We start from the raw sequence: 22,532 nt of genomic DNA, 5'->3' as shown, positions 1-22,532 counted from the left end.
GGTAGAGATGATATTAAAATTATTTATATTTCAGGTATAGCTTTGGGGCTGTCAAAATCTGAGAAATTTCCCCCTATAGACATAGCCCATGAGATTGTTTCTCATATATCAGCAAACTATGACAAAGAGTTCAAAATTCAAGTCGTTTCCCCTGGCTGGATTCATTTGGAAGTAACTCACCCGCTGTTGGCTGCTTGGTTGCAAGGTGTCGCTGTTGGGGGACTGGGGGGAGTAGGGGAAGCTGGGGGAGAAATGACTTCCTCATCCCCCTCCACCCCTTCGTCTTCCTTGTTTACCGTTCAATACGCTCATGCACGCTGCTGCTCACTGGTGCGGCTGGCTATTCAAGAGCGATTGATTCAACAGAATGATACTGAGAGTTCCAAGCAGGGGCATTTACTAGGCATTCTTACCCCCAATCCTATTCCTTGGCTCAACAGCGATGAAAAACTGCACTTCAATCACCCAGCTTCCTATAAGCTAATTAACGAGTTAGTACGAGCGGTAGACAGGCTAGAGTGTCCTGATTCTGGTCGCTCAGTTAACTGGGAAAAAGCTGCGTTGGATTTAAGTCGAGCCTTTGAAACTTTCTGGTGTAAATGCCGTATTTTTAGCGATGTGAAAACTGCCTCACCAGAACTAGCTCAAGCCAGAATAGGATTGGTCTTAGCTACACAGTCTGTGCTGAAGTTCCTGTTGGAAGAAAAATTAGGTATTTTTGCTTTATATGAAGTATAAACAATAAAAAAATAAAGTTTTTTAAAAACTATTGACTCGTCCAATCTACTAAAGTATAGTATCAAATGTGTGAGGAGCGAACCAGCAAGAGCACCGAGACGAAACACGGCCAGTCGTCGGTGCTCTTTCTGATTTTGTAGGTTGTTAGTAGAGACGTGGCATCGCACATCTGTCAATTTGTTGGTTCTTAAAAAGAACCACTAACCATTCAAGACAGCAAAAATTTTTCAATAGCCACAGCGGCTCCGTCTTGCTCAACGTCAGGAGCTACCCACTGAGCGATCGCTTGCACTGCTGCTGGTGCATTACCCATAGCTACACCAATACCAGCATACTGTAACATTTCCACATCGTTAAAATTATCGCCAATGGTCATGACGTTCCCTCCTTGCAGTCCCAGTAGTTCTTCGGCAAGGTAACGAACAGAGGCACCTTTATTGACAAAAGGGTGAGTCGCTTCAAAGAATGTGGCAACAGATGTGGTGAGATACAGTTCAGCTGGGGTGTATTGGCGGCGTAAATTTCCTAGTAACTGTTCAATGAGATCTGTGTCGTCGCACAAAGCCAAAACTTTTGTCGGTTCGTTGCTGGTGACTTGGCGTAAGTCTCCCACAGCAATCGGGGTAATTCCAGAACGTTCTGCGTAAAGTTCAGTTTCCCTTGTTATCTCGCGCACGTAGAGCTGGTCATTAATGTAGAAGTGAACGGATAACAGAGGTCGCAGTTCGGGTTGTTCAAAATATTCTAGAAGCTTGTGTGCCATTTCTCTAGACACAGGCAAATGGCGATGAATTTTTTGGGTAGCTGGGTCTTGAATCCAAGCTCCCTGGTAGGCTAACAATGGTAAGCTAGAGCCAATTTCTTGATGAAAACGCAAAGCTGAACGATACATTCTACCAGTGGCGATCGCCACCTGAACACCCCGGGAACGCGCCGCAACAATTGCCTGCTTCACAGCTGTGCTGATGCTGTTAGATTCTCCTGCGATTGTGCCATCGATATCTACAACTAGCAGTTGAATATCAAAAGTAGATACACCCTTAATACCAGGTGATGCCAATTCAGTGGTTGACACTTTATGCATAACTGATGAGTGATTATTGAAGTCCCAGTAAGAGATTAACAGGCTATCAGTCTGTAGAGAGTGGGAAAACCAATATTTATAAAATATGCCCACAGAGGCTACAGGGACGCTTGCCTGTTCCCGGGTGGCTTGGTTTGTGTGCCCGTAAACTCCCCACCACCTGCGGGTGACGGCTACTATTAAGCGAGAAGTATTGACCTACGACCTCCTACTTACTCGCAAATTCTGTAGAACTATTAGATAAAAAATTTATATCATTCTATCAAGTAGCTGATCGCGACTTCAACGACGTCGTTTTCTTGATTGATTTTGGTAAAGACAACATAGCTACTATTCCAGAACCTGCAAGTGCAATCGCTCTTATGAGTGTGGGAGCAGTTGGTCTAGTGCTGCGTCGCCGTCGCCAAAACCAAGATAAGGAAACAGTGACCACTGACCAGTGAACAGTGACCAAAAAACTGTCAATTGATAACTGGTAACTGATAACTGGTAACTGTTTACAGCTTAATTCTCTCTACAGCTTAGATTCGGAGTGGAAGTCGCTGGCTAGAATAGGTTTATGTCCCAAACAATACCTACAAACCAGTTGGCTTCCGATTCCTTGACGACAACACGCCCCACATTCATCGTAGTAGATGGGCACTCCCTCGCCTTTCGTTCGTACTTCGCCTTTGCAAAAGGAAGAGACGGCGGACTGCGGACAAAGACGGGGATTCCTACAAGTGTATGTTTTGGCTTTCTTAAATCCTTATTAGAGGTTATGGCAAGCCAACAGCCACAAGCAATGGCGATCGCCTTTGATTTGGGTTTGCCAACCTTCCGCCACGAAGCAGACGATACTTATAAAGCAGACCGTCCAGGGACACCAGAAGACTTTGTTCCTGATCTGAAAAATTTGCAAGAGTTGCTGGATGCTTTGAATCTGAAAATTGTCACTGCTGCTGGTTACGAAGCAGATGATGTCTTGGGAACTTTAGCACAAACAGCGACGGCTGCTGGATATAAAGTCAAAATTCTCACAGGCGATCGCGATTTGTTTCAACTTATCGACCCCGAAAAAGAAATCAGCGTTCTATATCTTAGTCCAGACGCGCTGAAGGGTTCCAGAGCAAATGTTACCGAATTTGGTCCAGAACAAGTTAAAGAAAAACTTGGTGTGACACCATCCCAAGTCGTTGATTTCAAAGCTCTTTGTGGCGATAAATCAGATAATATTCCTGGTGTCAGGGGAATTGGCGAAAAAACAGCCGTGCAGTTGCTGAACACCTATGGTTCCCTTAACCAAATTTACGACGCATTAGGTGAAATTAAAGGAGCAACTCAGAAAAAGCTAGAATCTGGGAAACAGGATGCTGAAAAATCTCGTTACTTAGCCGCAATCGTCCTTGATGTTCCCTTACAAGTTGATTTGGAAAATTGCATTCTCCAAGGCTTTGATACCAGCGTTATCACACCCATTTTAGAAAAGCTAGAATTCAAATCTTTTTTAGGCAAAATTAACGACCTCCAACAACGCTTTGGCGGAACAGTTGAGGAAAAATTAGACGCAGAAACACCGGAACCATTCAGCACTTTTGAGAGTGATGACTTGTGGTTTTTCAGTGCGGCTGATACAGCAGATCAACAGCAACCTACTGCATCTGTCATTAAACCACGCATCATTGATACTCCAGCTAAACTCACGAACTTGGTGAAGGTGCTGCAAAAATTTACCAACCCAGAGACACCCGTTGCTTGGGACACCGAAACCAGCGATTTAGAACCACGAGACGCTGAATTAGTGGGAATTGGTTGTTGCTGGGGAACAGAACCAGACGAAGTAGCTTACATACCCATTGGTCACAAAGTTGGGGACAATCTAGATAAAGACGTTGCGCTACAAGCACTACGCCCAATTTTAGAGAGTGCTGATTATCCCAAGGCTTTGCAAAATGCTAAGTTTGACCGCTTAGTTCTAAGGTTTCAAGGAATTAAGCTGGCGGGAGTCGTATTTGACCCCATGCTGGCAAGTTACATCTTAAACCCAGATAGTAATCATAATTTAAGTGAATTGGCTCTGCGTCACTTGGGTTTAACGGCGAAAAGTTATACCGATTTAGTTCCAAAAGGGAAAACTATCGCCGATTTGGACATTTCCAGCGTCGCAGATTACTGCGGTATGGATGTTTATGTCACATTCCAACTGGTGTCAAAATTGCGCGAGGAACTGGACAAAATTGATGTCCAGACGCGCCAAATTAATCATGTAGAGACGCGCCATGTAGAGACGCGCCATGGCGCGTCTCTACAAAAGCTACTGGTAGAAGTGGAACAGCCGCTAGAACCAGTTTTAGCGGAAATGGAATATACAGGTGTCCACATTGATACAGCTTATTTGCAAGAACTTTCGCAGCAGTTAGAAACAGATTTAGCCAAGTTTGAACAGAAAGTTTATGATATTGCTGGAGAAAAATTTAACTTGGGTTCTCCTAAACAATTGAGTCAGATATTGTTTGAAAAATTAAAGTTAAGCACTAAACATTCCCGTAAAATTCAAACGGGTTATTCTACAGATGCTGCAACACTGGAGAAACTGCGAGAAGTCGATACAAGTGGCATTATTGATGCCATCATCGAATATCGTACTTTATCGAAATTGAAGTCCACTTATGTGGATTCTTTACCGACATTGGTACGTCCAGACACTCAGCGAGTGCATACCAATTTTAATCAAACGGTGACATCTACAGGCAGGTTGTCTTCTTCTAATCCGAATTTGCAAAATATCCCCATTCGTACTGCTTTTAGCCGTCTGATTCGTAAAGCATTTGTGCCAGAATTAGGCTGGTTGATGGTAGCTGCTGATTATTCACAAATTGAGTTGCGGATTTTAGCTCATTTGAGTCAAGAACCTGTCTTGGTGGAAGCGTACCAAAACAATGAGGATATTCATACTGTAACAGCGCGGCTGATTTTTGAAAAAGAAGATGTGACTTCAGACGAGCGACGATTAGCAAAAACCATCAACTTTGGTGTCATTTATGGAATGGGTTCTGTGAGGTTTTCGCGTTCAACTGGTGTGGATAAAACCGACGCTGATGAGTTTATTAAGCGATTTAATAACCGCTATCCCAAAGTGTTTGAATATTTAGAGGGAGTCAAAAAGCAAGCGATCGCCCAAGGTTATGTAGAAACAATTTTAGGGCGTCGTCGTTATTTCGAGTTTACCAGCAATAACATACGCAAGTACAAAGGCAACAAACTCGAAGATATTAACCTGAAAAAACTTGGTAATTTAGGTGCTTACGATGCTGGGTTGTTGCGTGCTGCTGCCAATGCACCAATTCAAGGTTCCAGCGCTGATATCATTAAAATCGCAATGGTAAAGCTGCATGAAGTTTTGCACAGTTACCAAACGCGTCTTTTGTTACAGGTACACGATGAATTAGTATTTGAAGTCCCACCAAATGAATGGGAAGAATTACAACCGCAAATTAAGTCGGTCATGGAAAGTGCGGTATCGCTAAGTGTACCGTTAGTCGTGGATGTGCGTGTAGGGGAGAATTGGATGGAGACGAAGTAGGCAAGCGATAGTCAAATTTGCCTTTTCTACTTTCTTAGTACACGTCACCATAAGAGGGGGTTCGGAATTTGCCTGAGGGATGAATTATTATTGAGAGTTGTTAACATTTTGATTTCCGACCTCCATTAATGACGAGTTGTACTTAAGTGTTAGTAAATTCTTTTTGAGCAACAAAATATAAATAATTTTTACAATTTCATCCAAAATAATAAATAATTCTGAAAAAACTTACCCTTAAAACTCCTCATCCACAAAAAATTCGGTGTCGTCTTCTGATTCAGGATAACTTTGCCTAGAACCAGCAACACCCCAGAGGGGTTGTAGTATTGCTATGCCAATTATCCCCACGCCAGCACTGAAAGCTAGCACTAAACCGACTGGGATTTGAATGGACTCAAAAGTCAGAAATCTCAAAGAGACGGGTTCAGCGTTTTGTACTGAGAGGATGGCTATTCCCACCACCCATAAAGCCACAACTATCGATATCAGCAGATTAGCAAGAGTTTTCATGGCAGTTTTACACAAAGACACAAAGCAGTTTGTGGATAAGATTGTGCATCTAATGCACCTTCAGTAATTTGCCACAATAGTATCAGTAATTCCTGGAGTGGCTGAACCAGCATAGGTAGGAATATCTTTCATCCCACGATATAGTGCTCGATAGTGCTCGATAGTGGCTTGCGGTGAACATCAGCGTCCCAACTGAATTTAGGTGACGAGCATTGTCAGCAATGACTGGTGTGGGGCAATTTCGGTCGGTAATTTTTACCCCGTCCAACCTAAGTTGGTTAGGTCTTAGACTACTGTATGGGCAAACCGCAAGAGCTAGAAAGTCAGTATCGTAGACAACGAGAACAGGTTGGTCTTTTGTATAGGCTGTTTCAACGTGACTGGCGAGTGCGCGCAACGCAGCGTCCTTAGGGGCGATTAGGCGAGAGCGTGTCCCATCGGCGATGCTCGGATGAGGGAGCCACCCAAAAGGCGTTCGCTCATTTCACTTTTCACAACTTGGGGAAAGTGAAGTCATCGGCAATGATCGTTCGCCGTCCGTCAGTAGCCGTCGGTAGCAAATTTTCTCTTAGCGGAATTGCTACTGAAGCCCATTTTTGCTAATTTCCCTCATCTATTCTCAATACTACAAGCAAGAAGCTTTCTGGAAATAGAGTGTAGCCACAACTTTTCCCCATCGTATTTTCTCTCACCGATTCTGAACAATGTCAACCTCTGAGCAGCCCTTCGCCAGTTACCACCTTTGGTCTTTAGTTGCGCCATCTGTATGGCAACAACGTTGGCATTGCCAGATGAGAAGGGGTTTTGTTAAAGCACGACAACACGAACCACAAATCAAAGCGCTTTTGGCAAAAGCGACAGCATCGCAGCGCATTGGTTTACTGGCGCAAAAAGGCGTTTATGAATTTCATCACCATATCCATTTGTTGAACCAATCCGACGGCGTAGAAAAAGTTGGACAGCTTTTGAAATTAAGCAAATCAACTGATGAAGTTAAGCAGCGCGTACTGCAAATTTTGAAAAAATATCACGATGCTCCCTTGCTTTTAGACAAACACATTATCCTGTTAACTCGTGGCGATGAAGGTTTCCCCAAGCCGATTTTGATTTCACAGCAACATTATAGCTTTCGCCTCTATGCAGCTATGGACTGTGTATTTATTGAGTCCGATAGCACGTTGCATATTGTAGATTTTAAAACTGGTAAATCTGCTTTCGACCGACGACAGGCATTAGTTTATTTGCTTGCCGCTCGCTATCTTTATCCTAGACATCAAGCGATCGCTTCATTTTATAATTTGGAATTTCGGAAAAAATCCGAGATAATTAGCGTTACTAAAAGCGAATTAGATTCAATAGAAGGTGAGTTGGCTGAAATTGCCAGAAAGCACCAGTTGGATTTGCAAAAATATCAGGAAAAAAACAGTGACTTCAGCGAAATTTTTCCACCAAATCCAGGTTCTCACTGCCGATTTTGTCCATTTAACTCAATCTGCGAATTTTCTGCTTTTAAAGCTTTACCACCACATTAACAGCAGAGAATGACAGAACAATATAACCTGGCTAAAAAAATTATAAACAACAAGAAAATTTTTACCAAATCTTGACGTTTGGTATTTATCAGCGTAGTATCTGATACCAGGAACATCACATCACAAGATAAGGAAAGGGGATTCTATGGTGACTTCTTCTGAAGCGTTGCAGCAATTTTCTCCCCAAGCCTCAAACTCCACAGCCCTTGTTGGACTTGATGGGGGAACAAACCTGAAAGATTATGCGCGCATTCAGAAGGGAGCATCTACCAGTTTTGCTAATATCACCGATAGACTAATGGATACGAGCAACACGAGCAACCTTAATTCGCCCGTAAGCTCATCTATAGACCAAATAGGTCTTAGTAGGGTGTCCAATAGGAATCAGGGTCTGGTTCAAACTATTGCTCTATCAACTCAATCCAACAGCATCGATAGCATAGTTGGCGATAACAATAGACCAGTCGGTGATTTGAATGACTCTTTGCTCGCCAGCACCGCTTCTGTGACACAAGAGCCATCTCAATCTCAAACTATCGCATCAGCCTCAACATCACAAAGCGCTGACCTGATGACTTTTCCCACAGGGTACATGAAAAGCATCGAGGACTACGGGGCAAAGCCTAACGATGGTATAGACGATACTGCTGCTATCCAAAAAGCGCTTGACGATCAGCGGCGTGATGCTAACGGCAACTCCATATACGATGATTACTTTGGTCGCCCCAAAGCACTTTACTTCCCAGCCGGCACCTATGATGTGAGTAATACACTCAATTGGATCGGCAGCAGCGTGACCCTCCAAGGTCAGGGCAGTGGTGCGACCGTCATCCGGCTTAGGGATAGTGCATCTGGCTTTGACGACCCTGCTAACCCCAAGGCAGTCATTAAAACCCCGGATGGCAACACGTCTTTCCGCCAGAACATCTTCAACATGAGCGTCAACACTGGATATAACAACCCTGGTGCCATTGGCATTGACTACATTGCCAACAACGTGGGCGCGATGCGTGATGTGACAATTAAATCCGCAGACGGCAAGGGTTTTGCAGGTCTTGCAATGGATCGGCAATGGCCTGGTCCGTGTTTAATTAAGAATGTCGAGATTGACGGCTTTGATTATGGGATTCGGGTCTCATCTAGCGAGTATGGTCCGACTTTCGAGAACATCACTCTAAAGAACCAGGGGGTAGCTGGTATTAGGAACGTCGACGGCTCGCTAGCGATTCGTGGATTAAACAGTACCAACAGCGTACCAGTGATTAAGGGAACGAGCTGGGCTGGTATGGTTACCTTACTGGATGCCGACTTGCAGGGGGGAGCATCTGATGTTAGTGCAATTGATACAGCAGGCGAAGTCTACGTACGCGATGTCACGACTAGTGGCTACCAATCAGTGATTAAGTACAACGGCAAGATAGTTCCTGGCACATCGCAGACTGAGTACGCTACTAATGTTTACCAGTTGTTCGACGGTCCTAAACAGTCTCTCAAGTTGCCTATTAAGGAAACTCCAGAGTACCACGACAACAATATGGCTAACTGGGGACGCCTAGAACTTGGAACTCTTGACACTGGAGCCAAGGATATAAACCAGTTGCAGTCGGTGCTCAACTCGGGCAAGTCTACAATTTACCTCGACTTCGGTAAATACTTCTCTTACAACGAAACTGAGCTCACGGTTCCTGCAAGCGTTAGACGCATCATTGGGTTTTCATCAGTAGTCGATGGGGAGTCCGGTGGCATCAATGGCGGTGGCCTTAAGTTTAAGGTCGAGGGGAATAGTTCAGATGCTCCACTGATTATTGAAGGAATTGGCTATGGCGCGAAAGTGGAGCACGATTCATCACGACCGTTAGCGCTCAAGGATGGCTTCTACAACTACACTTCGACTGCTGATGCAGGTGAATTGTTCCTTGAGGATGTCAATATTGAACCCTTAAAAATTCAACCTAATCAGAAGGTTTGGGCACGACAGCTTAATAACGAATACGGTGGCGGTGCCAAAATCACCAATATCGGAGGCACTTTCTGGGTTTTAGGACTCAAGACCGAAGGTACCGGGACTGTTATCAAGGCGAAGAAGGGAGCAAACACTGAGGTGCTGGGAGGAGTGATTGTGCCAGCGCGACAATTCTCCGCTGAAGAAAAGCTGAAACCAGCCTTTATTAGCAAGAACTCAAAGACTTCGCTCATCTATCGGCAAATCGCCTACGATTCTAGCTACAACTATGACATTCAAGTGCAGGAAACGCGCAACGGAGAGACACGCAAGAAGATGAGTAGCGAACTCCCGCATCCGGTAACGCTATTCTCGGGATTTTAATCAAAACCTTTGATTAGGATGTACGAGTGTAAGGGTGTGAGGGATATTGTGAATTCTTATCCTTCCCCTTTTCCCCTACAACCCATCTTTCAAAGTGGCGGTAATTCTTGGAGGATCATAAACCGGATGTGATTAATTGCTAACTCCCCAATCGAGATATCTTCTTTTGTGAGCCGTAGACCCTTACTCGTCAAGGTTTCAAAGGAAATTCCTTTGCCAATTTCAATGTGATACCAGCATAAGCCCATAAAAAACCGTGTAGGATAAGGTCCACCGTTGCCGATATCATCAGGATTGGATTCCATTGGCAACCAACCAAAACCAGGTATGTAGAACTCCAACCAAACATGATTAAAGTCCGGTTGCAGAGGGACTTGCTGGTATTCGGCATAAGGGGGACATTTGTAGCGACCTACGGTACGACAGGGGATGTCATTTAAACGGCATAGAGCAAGCAAAACGCCTACATACTCGCCACAGGAACCAACTCCTCGTTCTAAAACAACATCTGGCGTGTCAATATGAGGTTTAATGCCGTAGGACAACTCATCGTAAACGTAGTTACGAATACCATACATTTTCCGCAGGAGATTGGTTTCAGTCCCAATGGCTTCACGAGCAGCGCGGCGGACAATGGTGGTATCCATTGCCAAATCATCATCATCCACCAGATAGCGACCTTGAAATTCTGGTGAGAGTTCGGATATATTTTCTACATCACTCGGTGTAATACGATACTTAATTCCCCGGACTTCCAAAACTGCTTTCCAGCCAAAAATATGCCGTTCGCCAGGAGTGAGGGCATCAAATTTGAACACAGCCACACGTTGCCCTTCTATCACTTCTTCTGTAAAAGGCAGACCAATAGGTTCAACGTGTTTGACCTTTTGGCGAGCAGTTTCCGATGGCAAGGCGATGCGCCATTCTACATCTGGTAAATAAACCTCTTCTAAGGGCGAAATTTCCTCCATATAAGACATCTCAACGAGATAGCCATTAGAGAGAGCATAGCGTTTATCTGGATTGTAATGGTAATTTAGCGGATGAATAAAGGTGCGATCGCGGTACGATAGTTCATGACTTGGGTCAGCATTGGGATTATCTCGGACATACGGTTCTTCAGAGGCGTAGGCAACGTAGAGAGTTTTTGTGCCCGTCTCACCATCTTTGTGTATTGTTATCCCCGTGGGAGAATCAAACGGCGTCAGCACGCTGAATTGAACTTCCCCAGTACCCCTGTCGATGCAGTAGACAGTTTGTTCCAATGTGTCGCTCACCCAAAGGGTTTCCTCGTCTACTACCAAATTTTCCACCCCAACCCCAGGTGCATAAAACTTAGTAATTTGTCTTCGTGTATCGCGATCAAAAATCAGAATGTCTCCCAGCTTTTGGCAACTGACATAGACAGTTGAATCCCAAACAGCAATGCCATCAGCCGGATAAGGCAAGGTGACAAAATGTTCCAAACCAAACGAACCCAGCTTGCATAAATAAACATTATTACCCCGAGTGACCCAAAGAGTATCTTCCCAGACCGCAAGACCCCTAACATCCATAAATTCTCTAACTTGATGAGGATTGAGAATTTTGGTGTTGTCAGAGTCAGGGTCAATTTGCAGCAGATGCCCTTTGGCTGTATCAATAGCGATGAGTGTATCTTTGATGAAGGCAATGCCACAGAGGGCGGCAGCACCAAGGGGTCGAATTGTCCTTTTCCCAAACATTTTGCTAGTGGATGGAAAACTGGGGAGTGCAAAAGTCATATTAAACTGATTTGGTCAACGGTGTAGCACGCCTAGAATCGAATGTGGAAGGTCTTGTGTGACAAAGTTCCCGACTTCTATTACTCATCATTATCAATATTTTGTGTGATGAAATTCTTCTTAAGTCGTAAGAACACCTATGTTAGCCGAAGGAAAAAACTGGGAAGCGTTAAGAATAACACCTGTCCTGTACAGCTGGGCGCTCAACCTAATGTAACTTTATATTGATGGTTTTCCAGCCATTGCTAAATTATGATCGAATTTTGTAACCATTCCCTGTGACCTACACGATGTCTGCTCATTCTCTACCTGAAAAAGCCGCCGCTGTTTGGCATAGTTTGGAAGTAGATAAATCATTAGAACTGCTCAACACAAACGCAGACACTGGCTTAACGCCTCAAGAAGTACAACAGCGGTTGCAAGAATATGGTCCCAACGAACTAGAAGAAACTGCTGGACGCAGTGCCTTGGAAATTCTGGTGGATCAGTTCAAGAACATTATGTTGTTGATGCTGATTGCCGTAGCCATAATTTCAGGGGTTTTAGACCTGATATCTTGGCAACAAGGCGACTTGAAACCTGGCGAGGTGCCCTTCAAAGATACAATCGCCATTTTAGCGATTGTTGTCCTCAACGGCATACTCGGTTATGTCCAAGAAAGCCGTGCGGAAAAAGCATTGGCAGCCCTGAAAAAACTCTCCTCGCCCAATGTGCGCGTCATTCGCGACGGCAAACCAGTGGAGGTAGTAGCCAAGGATCTAGTGCCAGGAGATGTAATGCTGGTGGAAGCTGGGGTGCAGCTCGCCGCAGACGGACGCCTAATAGAAGAGTCTAACCTGCAAGTGAGAGAATCGGCACTGACTGGTGAAGCCGAAGCAGTTAACAAACGGGCAAAACTGACATTGCCTGAAGAAACCTCATTGGGCGATCGCATTAATTTGGTATTTCAAGGAACTGAAATCGTCCAAGGACGGGCCAAGATTCTGGTGACCAATACTGGTATGCAAACAGAACTTGGCAAAATTGCCTCCATGTTGCAGGCGGTAGAAAGTGAACCGACCCCCTTGCAACAGCGGATGACCCAACTCGGTAACGTCCTGGTAACGGGTTCTTTGATACTGGTTGCAATTGTCGTTGTGGGCGGTCTTCTCCGTGGCGGTAATTTACAAGAACTGTTGGAGGTTTCCCTAAGTATGGCGGTAGCTGTGGTGCCAGAAGGCTTACCCGCAGTCATTACCGTGACTCTGGCATTAGGAACCCAGCGGATGGTACGCCAGAATGCTTTGATTCGCAAACTCCCAGCAGTGGAAACCTTAGGTTCTGTCACCACCATTTGTTCTGATAAAACAGGCACTTTAACTCAGAACAAGATGGTCGTGCAATCAGTTTATACGAGTGTTTCAAACCAGAATGGAAATTCAAACTTTCCGGATGCCAAAGCTACACAGCAATCTCTACAAAGTCCTAATAACCACTCGTTCAGCGTTACAGGTTCTGGTTACACCCCGACAGGAGAGTTTCAACTTCAAGGTCAAAAAGTTGACCCGCAAGCGAATCCAGAACTCCAGGTATTATTAGTTGCCTGTGCCTTGTGTAATGATTCGATTCTGCAACAGGAAAAAGGAGAATGGAGGATTTTGGGCGACCCAACAGAGGGCGCTTTGGTGACACTGGCGGCGAAAGGAGGAATAGAAAAAGACCAGTGGAACAGTAAACTCCCCCGTGTTGCCGAGTTCCCCTTCTCTTCGGAACGCAAGCGAATGAGCGTGATTTGTCAGGTTGAGGAAGTAAAGACAGGCGGATCGCCATTGACATCGATTGATCCTGTCCTCAGCAACTTGCTGCAATCTGAAAGATACTTGATGTTCACCAAAGGCTCACCAGAGTTAACTTTGGAACGTTGCACCCACGTTTATGTGGGCACTAGCTCAGTCCCCTTGAACGATGAACAACGCCGTCAAATTCTAGCCGAAAATGAAAGAATGGCGAGTAAAGGTTTGCGGGTACTGGGTTTTGCCTACAAACCCCTGAGCGAAATCCCGCCGGAAGGGTCAGATGAGACATCCGAGCAAGGGTTGGTGTGGCTGGGATTGGTGGGAATGCTGGATGCTCCCCGCCCAGAAGTGAGAGCAGCAGTGCAAGAATGTCGGGACGCGGGAATCCGACCAGTGATGATTACTGGTGACCACCAACTCACAGCACGAGCCATTGCTACCGATTTGGGTATTGCTCAAGAGGATGACCGTGTCCTCATCGGTCAAGAATTGCAGCGGATGAGCGACTCTGACCTAGAGCAACAGGTTGACTTGGTCAGCATCTACGCTAGGGTTGCTCCCGAACATAAACTGCGAATTGTCCAAGCACTGCAACGCCGAGGTAGATTTGTCGCCATGACAGGCGATGGCGTCAACGATGCGCCAGCCCTCAAACAAGCTGACATCGGTATTGCGATGGGTATCACTGGCACCGACGTGAGCAAGGAAGCCAGCGACATGGTGTTACTTGACGACAACTTTGCCACCATTGTCACCGCTACAAAGGAAGGTAGAGTTGTGTTTACCAACATCCGCCGCTTTATCAAATACATCCTTGGTAGTAACATTGGCGAAGTTATCACGATTGCCGCTGCACCCATAATTGGCTTAGGAGGGGTTCCCCTTAGCCCCTTGCAAATTCTTTGGATGAACTTGGTCACAGACGGTTTACCAGCGCTGGCATTGGCTGTGGAACCTCCTGAAGCAGATGTGATGAAACGTCCGCCCTTCAGTCCCCGTGAAAGTATTTTTGCTAGGGGATTAGGTTCTTATATGATTCGCATTGGCATTATCTTTGCCATTATCTCAATTGCCTTGATGTGGTGGGCTTATAACCATACCCATGCAGCTGGGTATCAAGGCGATCGCGATGCTTGGAAGACAATGGTATTTACTACCCTATGTCTCGCCCAAATGGGTCATGCTATAGCCATTCGCTCGAATACCCGACTGACTATCGAGGTGAATCCCTTCTCAAATCCCTATGTACTGGGGGCTGTTGTTGTGACAACGATTTTGCAGCTGATGCTAATCTACGTTCCACCCCTGAGAGCTTTCTTTGGCACTCACTTGCTTAATCTTACAGAGTTGGGAATTTGCCTTGGCTTTAGTGCCTTGATGTTTGTGTGGATTGAAATGGAAAAACTATTCTTACGGTTGATGGGTAAAAAAAGTATTTGATATCAAATCCACTCTCATTACCCACAATTCAGGCAAAATCCCTTTCATCTGAATGCAATTGCGGCTCGTAGTAAGCGCGTAAGCGCTTACTACAAACTTTTATCTACTACGAATTTATGCAATTGTGTACTAGGTGTTGAGTCTAAATAGCAGTCCTATTTTCATTCTCATTACTCAGGACTGATTGCTCATGACTCTATCAGGCTCAGGACTTTTTGCGAGAACTATTGCACATCTGAATAGTTTGTATTATACAATAATACAAACAGAACAAAGTATGGTTCAACACATTCCTGAATCGCATACTTCCCAGCGAAAAAGAGAGTGTGTCATCACTCAATTCCTTGAAGCCGCCCTAAGCATCTCTACGGTAAGCTTCCTTTCAAGTGATGGGCGATGAGTGTGGCAACTTGCACGCAAGTAGTTTATATTACGATAAAACTTTTGCCAACTCTCCTACATCGGGAGAGGATAACTCCACCACCCCTGCACAACTGACAATATGGACTTTGAATACTATAGAAACAACAACGAAGGCACTCCTGCCAATAGTAACCGTCAAAGCTTACTAGCAAGTGGCTGGCGGCCCTTTCATAGAGAGTTGGACTGGGGATTTGTTTGGCAACTGTTGTCTAACGATTCGCGGGAGTTGACACAAAAAAGTTTGAATTTAGCAAGTAATATTGCTGAGATTTTGGGGCGGAATAATTATACTTGGTGGGCTAATTTATTAAATATCGTATCTGATAATACGCGCTACGAAGTAGAAAAATTTTGGAATTACATTACACCCGATCCTCTGACACCAGACCATCGTTACAAAGACGTTTTAAGTACAGAAACGCCTATCGTCCAATTTGTCAGCCGTAACAGTATTCCAATTGATTATGTTCTTAATCGTCTGCAAGAGATTACTGTGTTACGAGTTTTGAATGTATTGGGGCGTCCTGACATCATCACTCAATATTATTTAGAAAGAGACTTTTATCTACCAGTAGAAAAGTTTGTGAACTGGGATCGTTTGGACGTTGTGAACACCGTCTATTCTTACTGGTCTAAGCATGACGTTTGGCTACAAATAGACTCCTTTGACAGGGGACGACGACAGTATACTTTAATGGCAAAAAATCTAGTTCCACTCATCAACAAAGCGACATACGACTTAGCAATTATGTTGAGTGGATATCAAAGTCGCGTGGGTAAAGTTCACAGTCAATTTCCCATTCGGAGTTTCCCTGCTGATATTCAAAGCTTTACTGACTCAGTCCAGCAGGCAATTCTTAATCAGCACCAGTTAGCGGTTTTAGTACATGGAGAACCGGGTACGGGTAAAACTGCATGGACGCAAGCAGTCGCAAAAGAAATTCTGGCGCCATTAGGGTATGTCATTTTTATTTTGGATCATGATGCGATCGCCAACTTTGTCCCACCATCATACTTAGAAAAAATTTGTATCATTATTAATGAAGCTGATAATTTAGCACAAAATCGTGCTTCTGAGGTAGCGCAATACAGTAACAAAACCGAACACATTCTGAGTTTGCTAGATGGCACTTTATACCAAAGTGTGATTGATGAGTCTGGTATTCAGATGCAGCAGCAGTTGGTTGTGTTGATGACGTGTAACACCACAGAAAGATTAGACCCAGCAATGCTACGTAAAGGTAGGGTGGATTTAATGTATGAGTTTACGCAGCGATTTGTTTGAAGGCGGCGAAGCTTCAGGAGTATGAGATGAAACTCCATCGGTTTGAGGATACCACCCAATTTTATCAGCGGGTGAAAAACTACTTGCTGAATCATGAAGCACTCCATAACATGCTGCTTGGACTTTGCAACGCCTTGATTCATAACCCCGAACGCTTCGACCAAAAGCCCTACTTGGCAACTGTTGAAGTAGACGGAGATATCGTTGCAGTCGTGATGAGAACACCTCTGCAAAACTTGCTGTTGTCAAAGATACAGGATTTTGTGGCTATTGAGGCAATCGCCCAAGACCTCCACCTGACCCAAGAGTCATTACCAGGAATCAACGCCCCTACCATTGAGGCAAAAGCCTTTGCAGAAGCTTGGCATTCCCTAACTGGTCAATCCTACCAACTAAAAATGGTACTGTGTGCTTTCCAACTGGAGCAGGTGCAAGCAATTCCCAAAGCTACAGGTTGCTTACGTATTGCTACCGAGAGTGACCGAGAACTTCTTATCTGTTGGTTTGAAGCCTTTGCCTTGGAAGCCTTGGGTCATGTTGAGCCAGGAGTTGAACGCACGGTAGAGCGCTATTTGCAGCGGAGTACTGCTTACATTTGGGAGGATGAAGTTCCTGTCTCGATGGCTTGCCGTGTTGGTGTCACGCCCAACGGTGCGAGGGTTAGTTTGGTTTACACACCACCAGAACACCGTAGAAAGGGCTACGCCAGTGCTTGCGTAGCGGCTTTGAGCCAAACCTTGCTCAATCAAGGATATCGATACTGCTTTTTGTTCACTGATTTGGCAAACCCAACTTCAAATCACATTTACCAGGCGATTGGTTACCAAGCTGTAGGTGATTTGTCTGATTACTCTTTCACCGAAAACACAGCCGTTGATGTCACAGCATAATTCCGTTACCATCACTGATGTAGAAGCCGCCGCCAAGCGTTTAGCTGGTATTGCTCACCGCACTCCCGTTCTGACTTCAAGAACTGTCAGCGATCGCACCAATAGCCAGGTGTTTTTCAAGTGCGAAAATTTCCAACGCACTGGCTCTTTCAAGTTTAGAGGTGCATACAACGCACTATCACAGCTAGCTGAAGAACAGAAGCAAAAAGGTGTTGTGACCTTTTCATCAGGAAATCATGCTCAAGCGATTGCACTTGCCGGACAACTGCTCAACATTCCTACTACTATTGTCATGCCAGACGACGCCCCAGCCGTCAAGCTAGCAGCAACCCGTGGGTATGGCGCTGAGGTGATTTTGTATAATCGCCAGCAAACCAATAGGGAAGAATTAGCCCAAACTCTATTAACAGAGCGAGGAAGTGTGATCATTCCTCCTTATGACCATCCTCACATTGTGGCAGGACAAGGGACTACTGCCAAAGAACTTATTGAGGAAGTTGGTGAACTAGATTTGCTGCTTGTTTGTTGCGGTGGCGGTGGATTACTTTCTGGTTGTGCCATTGCGACAAAAGCCGTTTTACCCAACTGTCGCGTGATAGGAGTAGAACCAGCACTTGCTGACGATGCAACACGCTCCTTTCACACCAAAACTCTGCAAACTGTAAACAATCCCGATACCATTGCTGACGGTGCGCGTACTCCTTATTTGGGTAAAATTACTTTCCCGTTGGTGCTACATTACGTCGATGATATGGTCACGGTATCTGAAGACGCGATTCTTCGCAGTATGTTCTTTTTGTGGGAACGTCTCAAAATTGTTGTTGAACCCACTGGAGTGTTAGCAGCTGCGGCTTTGTTGGAAGGAGTGGTGAAGGCACCAGGAGCTAGGGTTGGTGTCATTATCAGCGGTGGCAATGTGGATGTAGCGAAAGTTGGTAAATTGTTTATATAAGTTTTAAAATATTAATAGTATCAAAAGAAATCGCCTATCCTAGTTGGATTACGGATATACTTAATACATCTATAATAGCTAGATAAACAACGGTATTCCGATGAAAAAGGTGCTGATTCTAGCCGCAAATCCAAAAGGCACTTCACCATTGCGCCTAAATGAGGAGTTGCGAGATATTAAGGAAGGATTGCAACTTGCCAAACAGCGTGACGAGTTTAGTTTAGAAGAACAGTTAGCAGTCCGTACAAGAGATATTTACCGAGCACTAATAAACCATAACCCACAAATAGTCCATTTTTCTGGACATGGTGCAGGAGAAGAAGGATTAGTCTTTGAAGATGAAAGTGGGAAGCCCAAATTCGTTAGTGGAGATGCACTGGCTGGATTATTTAAACTATTTGCCAATCAAATTGAGTGTGTGGTGCTCAATGGTTGTTTTTCAATGGTACAAGCAGAGGCGATCGCTCAACATATCAATTATGTTATTGGCATGAGTCGGGCGATCGGCGATCAAGCTGCGATTGAATTTGCAGTGGGGTTTTATGACGCTTTGGGAGCAGGAAAGTCATTTGAATTTGCCTATGAACTCGGTTGTAGTGCTATCCAAATGGCGGGAATTGAGGAACACTTGACACCCGTGTTGCTCAACAAGACGGAAGTCGCAGATACTGCGACTCAGAAGAATTCCTGTGTAGAAACTAAGCCAGAACCTATGCCTCATCCTGAGAATAGAGCGATTGAAGTCTTTTTCTCCTACGCCCATGAGGATGAAAACTTACGCAATGAATTAGCAAAGCATCTCAAACTTCTGGAGCGACAAGGGGTGATTGAAGCCTGGTATGACCGCGATATTACAGCAGGAGATGAGTGGAAAACCGAGATTGAGAAGCAGTTGAACTCGGCTCAGATTATTTTGCTACTGATTAGTTCCGATTTTCTAGCTTCAGAATTTTGCTGGAGTGTGGAGTTAGAGCGAGCAATGAAACGGCATGAAGCTAAAGAAGCTCGTGTGATACCAATTATCCTGCGAGAGGTCGATTGGCACGAAGCCCCGTTTGGGAAACTACAGGCGTTACCCAGAAATGCAGAACCTGTAACAAACTGGGCAAATCGAGATCAGGCATTTACAGACATTGCCAAAGGAATCAGGAGAGTAGTAGAGGAATTAGTCCGAACATCTTAATCAATTTTTTCAATGGCAAGGGTATCAAACACATTATTATTCTCATTTGGCTTTCCAGCAAGGAAAGCAAACTGCATAAGTTCCATAGAGTTACACCTAATAATTCTGTAGTGCTAGTCTCATTAGGGACTATCGAAATAAAGATAACAGGAAAAGTCAGATATATTTTCTAATCTTTAAATACTAAGGGGTGTGACTAAGGTGGCACCAAATCAATCAAGTTCATCAATTGAAATTTTTATTTCCTATGCTCAAGAAGATAAGAAACTGTTGGAACAATTTACAGCACACTTGAGTAGCTTAAAGCGTGAGGGAGTCATCAATGCTTGGCACGATGGCGAGATTAATGCAGGAACAGAAGGTGCTAAACAGATAGAAGAGCATCTGAATTCAGCCGATGTGATTCTTTTGCTGCTAAGTTCAGATTTTATTGATTCAGAGGAACACTGGCAGCGTGATGTAACGCGGGCTATGGATAGGCACAACAAAGGGGAAGCTCGTGTTATTCCTGTACTCTTGCGCCCTTTTGATTGGAAAATTAAGCAGTTAGATGGTTTGCAAGCTCTCCCCAGAAATGGTGAAGCTATTACGAGTAAGAGTTGGTCAAATCATGATGACGCATTCAAAGAGGTTGCAGAAGATATCCGAAAGGTTGTTGAAGAATTAATTCCTAGGCAACTAGAAAAAGTTCCAGAAGAAACTTCTGATGCAGTAACAACAAGCATTCCCAAACCTCAATGGCTACCACTACTGCTAAAGCTACAGTCTTTTCATTGGCTCAGCCTGCTAAAGTTTTTAGGAATAAGCACAGGGCTTACTACTTTGGTCGTATTCATGCGCTTATGCGGAATATTTCAGGCATCAGAACTTTGGTTTTTCGACCAAATGATGCAATTTCAACCAACTGAATCGCAAGACGATCGCTTATTAGTTATTGAAGTCACTAAAGAAGATATTGATAAGCAGGAGGGAATAAAACGAGGCTCCCTAACAGACAAAACATTATTGACTCTTCTCAAAACACTGCTAAAATATCCGCAAAATCAACCTAAAACTATTGGGCTAGACATTTATCGTGATTTTGCAACAGAAACAAAGGAATTCTCTCAACCTGAAAACAAGAAATTATCTAATCTTCTCAAAACAGAATCTCGCATTATTGCCGTTTGTAACATAGGTGATCTCAGTCAAAACAATAAAGGTACTGCACCACCACCTGAAATTCCTACAAAGCGATTAGGATTTAGTGATTTCCTATCAGATAGTGAGGGAATTGTGCGTCGCCAAATTTTAAGCATTGAGACACCAAAAAGCTCCCCTTGTTGGTCATCTAAAGAGCCAGTGAGTAATGCCTTCAGCCTTGAGTTAGCTCAACATTATTTAGGCAAGCAGTATGAAGAAATAAAAGATAGAAGTATACGTTTGCGCTTAGGTGATACTACATTTGACTTGCTTGATGGTCGTCATCGAGGTGGATATTCATTCTGGACAGATTTAGAAGGGTATCAGGTACTACTAAACTATCGTGTTTCATGTTCAGAAAAGAAGAAAAACGATTGTTCTCCTCAATATGTTGCAGAAAGAGTTACGCTTGATGACGTTAACAAGTCTGATTTCCTGACAAAGTACTCTCTAAAAGACAAAATTGTTTTGATTGGAGTGAGTGATTATTCTTACGAAGCTCCTTGGTTCACTCCCTTTTCATCAAAAGGTCACGCACCAATACCAGGGGTTATTATACAGGCGCAGATGGTCAGCCAAATTTTAAGTGCAGTTGACACAAAGAATCCTCGTCCTCTATTAAGAGTTTTGCCTATTTGGTATGAGATACTTTGGATTTTATTTTGGTCACTGATTGGAGGAGCGATCGCTCTATTACGTTTTTCCAGTATCCCTCGGTTGCGTCTTTCAACCAAGGGTTTAATTATATCTGGAGGAGTTGTCTTCATTAGTTTGTACTGTTCCAGCTTAATTTATTTCATTACCCCTGTTAAGTATTGGGTTCCTTTTGTACCTTCCGCTTTGACTTTCCTTGGTACTGGAGGAGTAGTTTTGTATCGTGGGTTTAACCCTCAAAAATCGTAGTCCTCTTAACTTCATAAACTACTGATTATGTTTCAAAATTGGTCATCTACTATCAATTGGTCTTTCAAAGCTATTGTTAGTTTTATTCTTGCGCTTATCTTTTTTATCAGTTGTCCGTCACCAGTTTTAGCCCAAAACAAAAACCCATTTCAAGTTGTTTTAGAGGGAATACAATCTCTGTTTGCACCGCGAACGACAAAGGGAGCGCCTGTTGGGCGCGTGCGAGGAGGTGCAGGGCGGGGGCGCTGTCCTACGCTTGCTTCTCTCGAAAGTAACGAACCTGGAATTGATGCACTTCCGCTTTCTGCACTTGTACCTACAATCTCGAATCGTTTAAATAGAGATGTAGAACAATTAGCAAAATCAGTATCATCTGAAATTGTCTGGAGCAAGACAACTGAAGCCTATCCAAGCTTCTGGTTTTATATTCCCTATGTCTATGAAGAATCAGAACTTGAGTATGCAAAATTTGTCATCCTTGATGAGGACAAGCATATTGTTACTGGTCCAATATTTTTTCAGCTTCCTGATAAGACGGTTGTTGCAGGAAAACCCAGTCTTGCTAAATTTACTTTGCCAAGAAATGAGAAACCTCTAGTCATTGGCAAGCAATATAACTGGTATTTCTCAATTGTTTGTAATGAAAGAAAACCATCTCGTAACCCTAGCGTCACAGGCTGGATTCAAAGAGTTGGTTTGCGAATTCTAGCGCCAAAAGATTATATGTATTATGCCAAGCAAGGAATTTGGTACGATACTGTGACGCGTCTTGCAGAGAGTCGCTTGGCGACAACACAAGCTCAAACCGAAATCTTGTTTCCTAGCACAGAGAAGTCGCTAATAACTCCACAATCTGAAATTGAGGAAGATTGGGAGGCGCTTTTAAAATCGTTTCTGAAGTTGAGCGATGAGCAACTGAGCTATGAGATTGCAAATGCTCCTATGGTTGAGCTATCTCCTGTTTTAAAAGGAGAGGTACAGTAG

15 protein-coding genes and 1 pseudogene are annotated in these 22,532 nt (G+C 44.1%); 12 read left to right on the top strand and 4 right to left on the bottom strand.

Annotated features, from left to right (window positions below; genetic code table 11):
* Window positions 1–42: 42 nt before the first annotated feature.
* Window positions 43–738, top strand: coding sequence for a DALR anticodon-binding domain-containing protein (locus tag MAS10914_RS0106245; RefSeq protein WP_332248795.1), 696 nt, complete (start codon window positions 43–45; stop codon window positions 736–738).
* Between the two features lie 208 nt (window positions 739–946).
* Here MAS10914_RS0106245 and MAS10914_RS0106240 read toward each other — a convergent pair whose 3' ends face one another.
* Entirely contained in the window at window positions 947–1,822 is an 876-nt protein-coding gene (locus MAS10914_RS0106240) for a Cof-type HAD-IIB family hydrolase (protein ID WP_017315050.1), read from the bottom strand.
* 299 nt (window positions 1,823–2,121) lie between these two features.
* Here MAS10914_RS0106240 and MAS10914_RS33470 point away from each other — a divergent pair, with 299 nt between their 5' ends.
* Window positions 2,122–2,265, top strand: a complete 144-nt coding sequence (locus MAS10914_RS33470; protein WP_017315049.1) for a PEP-CTERM sorting domain-containing protein — start codon at window positions 2,122–2,124, stop codon at window positions 2,263–2,265.
* Window positions 2,266–2,381: 116 nt separating this feature from the next.
* On the top strand, window positions 2,382–5,384 hold the full coding sequence (gene polA / locus MAS10914_RS0106230; protein ID WP_026082364.1) for a DNA polymerase I: 3,003 nt from the start codon (window positions 2,382–2,384) through the stop codon (window positions 5,382–5,384).
* A gap of 234 nt (window positions 5,385–5,618) precedes the next feature.
* On the opposite strand, the gene MAS10914_RS0106225 is transcribed toward polA, so the two are convergent.
* Together MAS10914_RS0106225 and MAS10914_RS36605 are read right to left on the bottom strand one after the other, a co-directional pair.
* Complete coding sequence (locus MAS10914_RS0106225) at window positions 5,619–5,894, bottom strand: lipopolysaccharide assembly protein LapA domain-containing protein (protein ID WP_017315047.1); 276 nt, start codon at window positions 5,892–5,894, stop codon at window positions 5,619–5,621.
* Window positions 5,895–5,960: 66 nt separating this feature from the next.
* Window positions 5,961–6,288 (bottom strand): annotated as a pseudogene (locus MAS10914_RS36605) (phosphoglucomutase/phosphomannomutase family protein); the annotation flags it as partial.
* A 310-nt stretch (window positions 6,289–6,598) separates the two neighbouring features.
* On the opposite strand from MAS10914_RS36605, the gene MAS10914_RS0106215 reads away from it, so the two are divergent.
* On the top strand, window positions 6,599–7,426 hold the full coding sequence (locus MAS10914_RS0106215) for a PD-(D/E)XK nuclease family protein (protein ID WP_026082363.1): 828 nt from the start codon (window positions 6,599–6,601) through the stop codon (window positions 7,424–7,426).
* Between the two features lie 145 nt (window positions 7,427–7,571).
* Window positions 7,572–9,752, top strand: a complete 2,181-nt coding sequence (locus tag MAS10914_RS0106210) for a glycosyl hydrolase family 28-related protein (protein WP_017315044.1) — start codon at window positions 7,572–7,574, stop codon at window positions 9,750–9,752.
* An 89-nt stretch (window positions 9,753–9,841) separates the two neighbouring features.
* Here MAS10914_RS0106210 and MAS10914_RS0106205 read toward each other — a convergent pair whose 3' ends face one another.
* Window positions 9,842–11,515, bottom strand: coding sequence for a transglutaminase domain-containing protein (locus MAS10914_RS0106205; RefSeq protein ID WP_017315043.1), 1,674 nt, complete (start codon window positions 11,513–11,515; stop codon window positions 9,842–9,844).
* 290 nt (window positions 11,516–11,805) lie between these two features.
* Between MAS10914_RS0106205 and MAS10914_RS0106200 the strand changes: the two genes are divergently transcribed.
* The 7 genes from MAS10914_RS0106200 to MAS10914_RS0106165 all read left to right on the top strand — a co-directional run bounded on the left by MAS10914_RS0106200 (window position 11,806) and on the right by MAS10914_RS0106165 (window position 22,532).
* Entirely contained in the window at window positions 11,806–14,730 is a 2,925-nt protein-coding gene (locus MAS10914_RS0106200) for a cation-translocating P-type ATPase (RefSeq protein WP_017315042.1), read from the top strand.
* Between the two features lie 502 nt (window positions 14,731–15,232).
* Window positions 15,233–16,438 carry an AAA family ATPase gene (locus tag MAS10914_RS0106195; protein ID WP_017315041.1) on the top strand — a complete coding sequence of 402 codons (1,206 nt, stop codon included), beginning with the start codon at window positions 15,233–15,235 and terminating at the stop codon, window positions 16,436–16,438.
* 26 nt (window positions 16,439–16,464) lie between these two features.
* A complete protein-coding gene (locus tag MAS10914_RS0106190) occupies window positions 16,465–17,328 on the top strand; it encodes a GNAT family N-acetyltransferase (RefSeq protein WP_017315040.1) in 864 nt (287 codons plus the stop codon).
* Window positions 17,315–18,280 (top strand): threo-3-hydroxy-L-aspartate ammonia-lyase, encoded by a 966-nt coding sequence (locus MAS10914_RS0106185; protein ID WP_017315039.1) that lies wholly within the window; start codon window positions 17,315–17,317, stop codon window positions 18,278–18,280. Before MAS10914_RS0106190 ends, MAS10914_RS0106185 begins: the two co-directional genes overlap by 14 nt.
* A gap of 100 nt (window positions 18,281–18,380) precedes the next feature.
* Entirely contained in the window at window positions 18,381–19,463 is a 1,083-nt protein-coding gene (locus MAS10914_RS0106180; RefSeq protein WP_017315038.1) for a TIR domain-containing protein, read from the top strand.
* 201 nt (window positions 19,464–19,664) lie between these two features.
* Entirely contained in the window at window positions 19,665–21,548 is a 1,884-nt protein-coding gene (locus MAS10914_RS0106170) for a CHASE2 domain-containing protein (protein WP_017315036.1), read from the top strand.
* A 27-nt stretch (window positions 21,549–21,575) separates the two neighbouring features.
* Entirely contained in the window at window positions 21,576–22,532 is a 957-nt protein-coding gene (locus MAS10914_RS0106165; RefSeq protein WP_017315035.1) for a DUF928 domain-containing protein, read from the top strand.

This window comes from Mastigocladopsis repens PCC 10914 (genome assembly GCF_000315565.1).
Taxonomy (GTDB): Bacteria; Cyanobacteriota; Cyanobacteriia; order Cyanobacteriales; family Nostocaceae; genus Mastigocladopsis; species Mastigocladopsis repens.
This window is presented reverse-complemented; position numbering and strand designations above follow the sequence as displayed.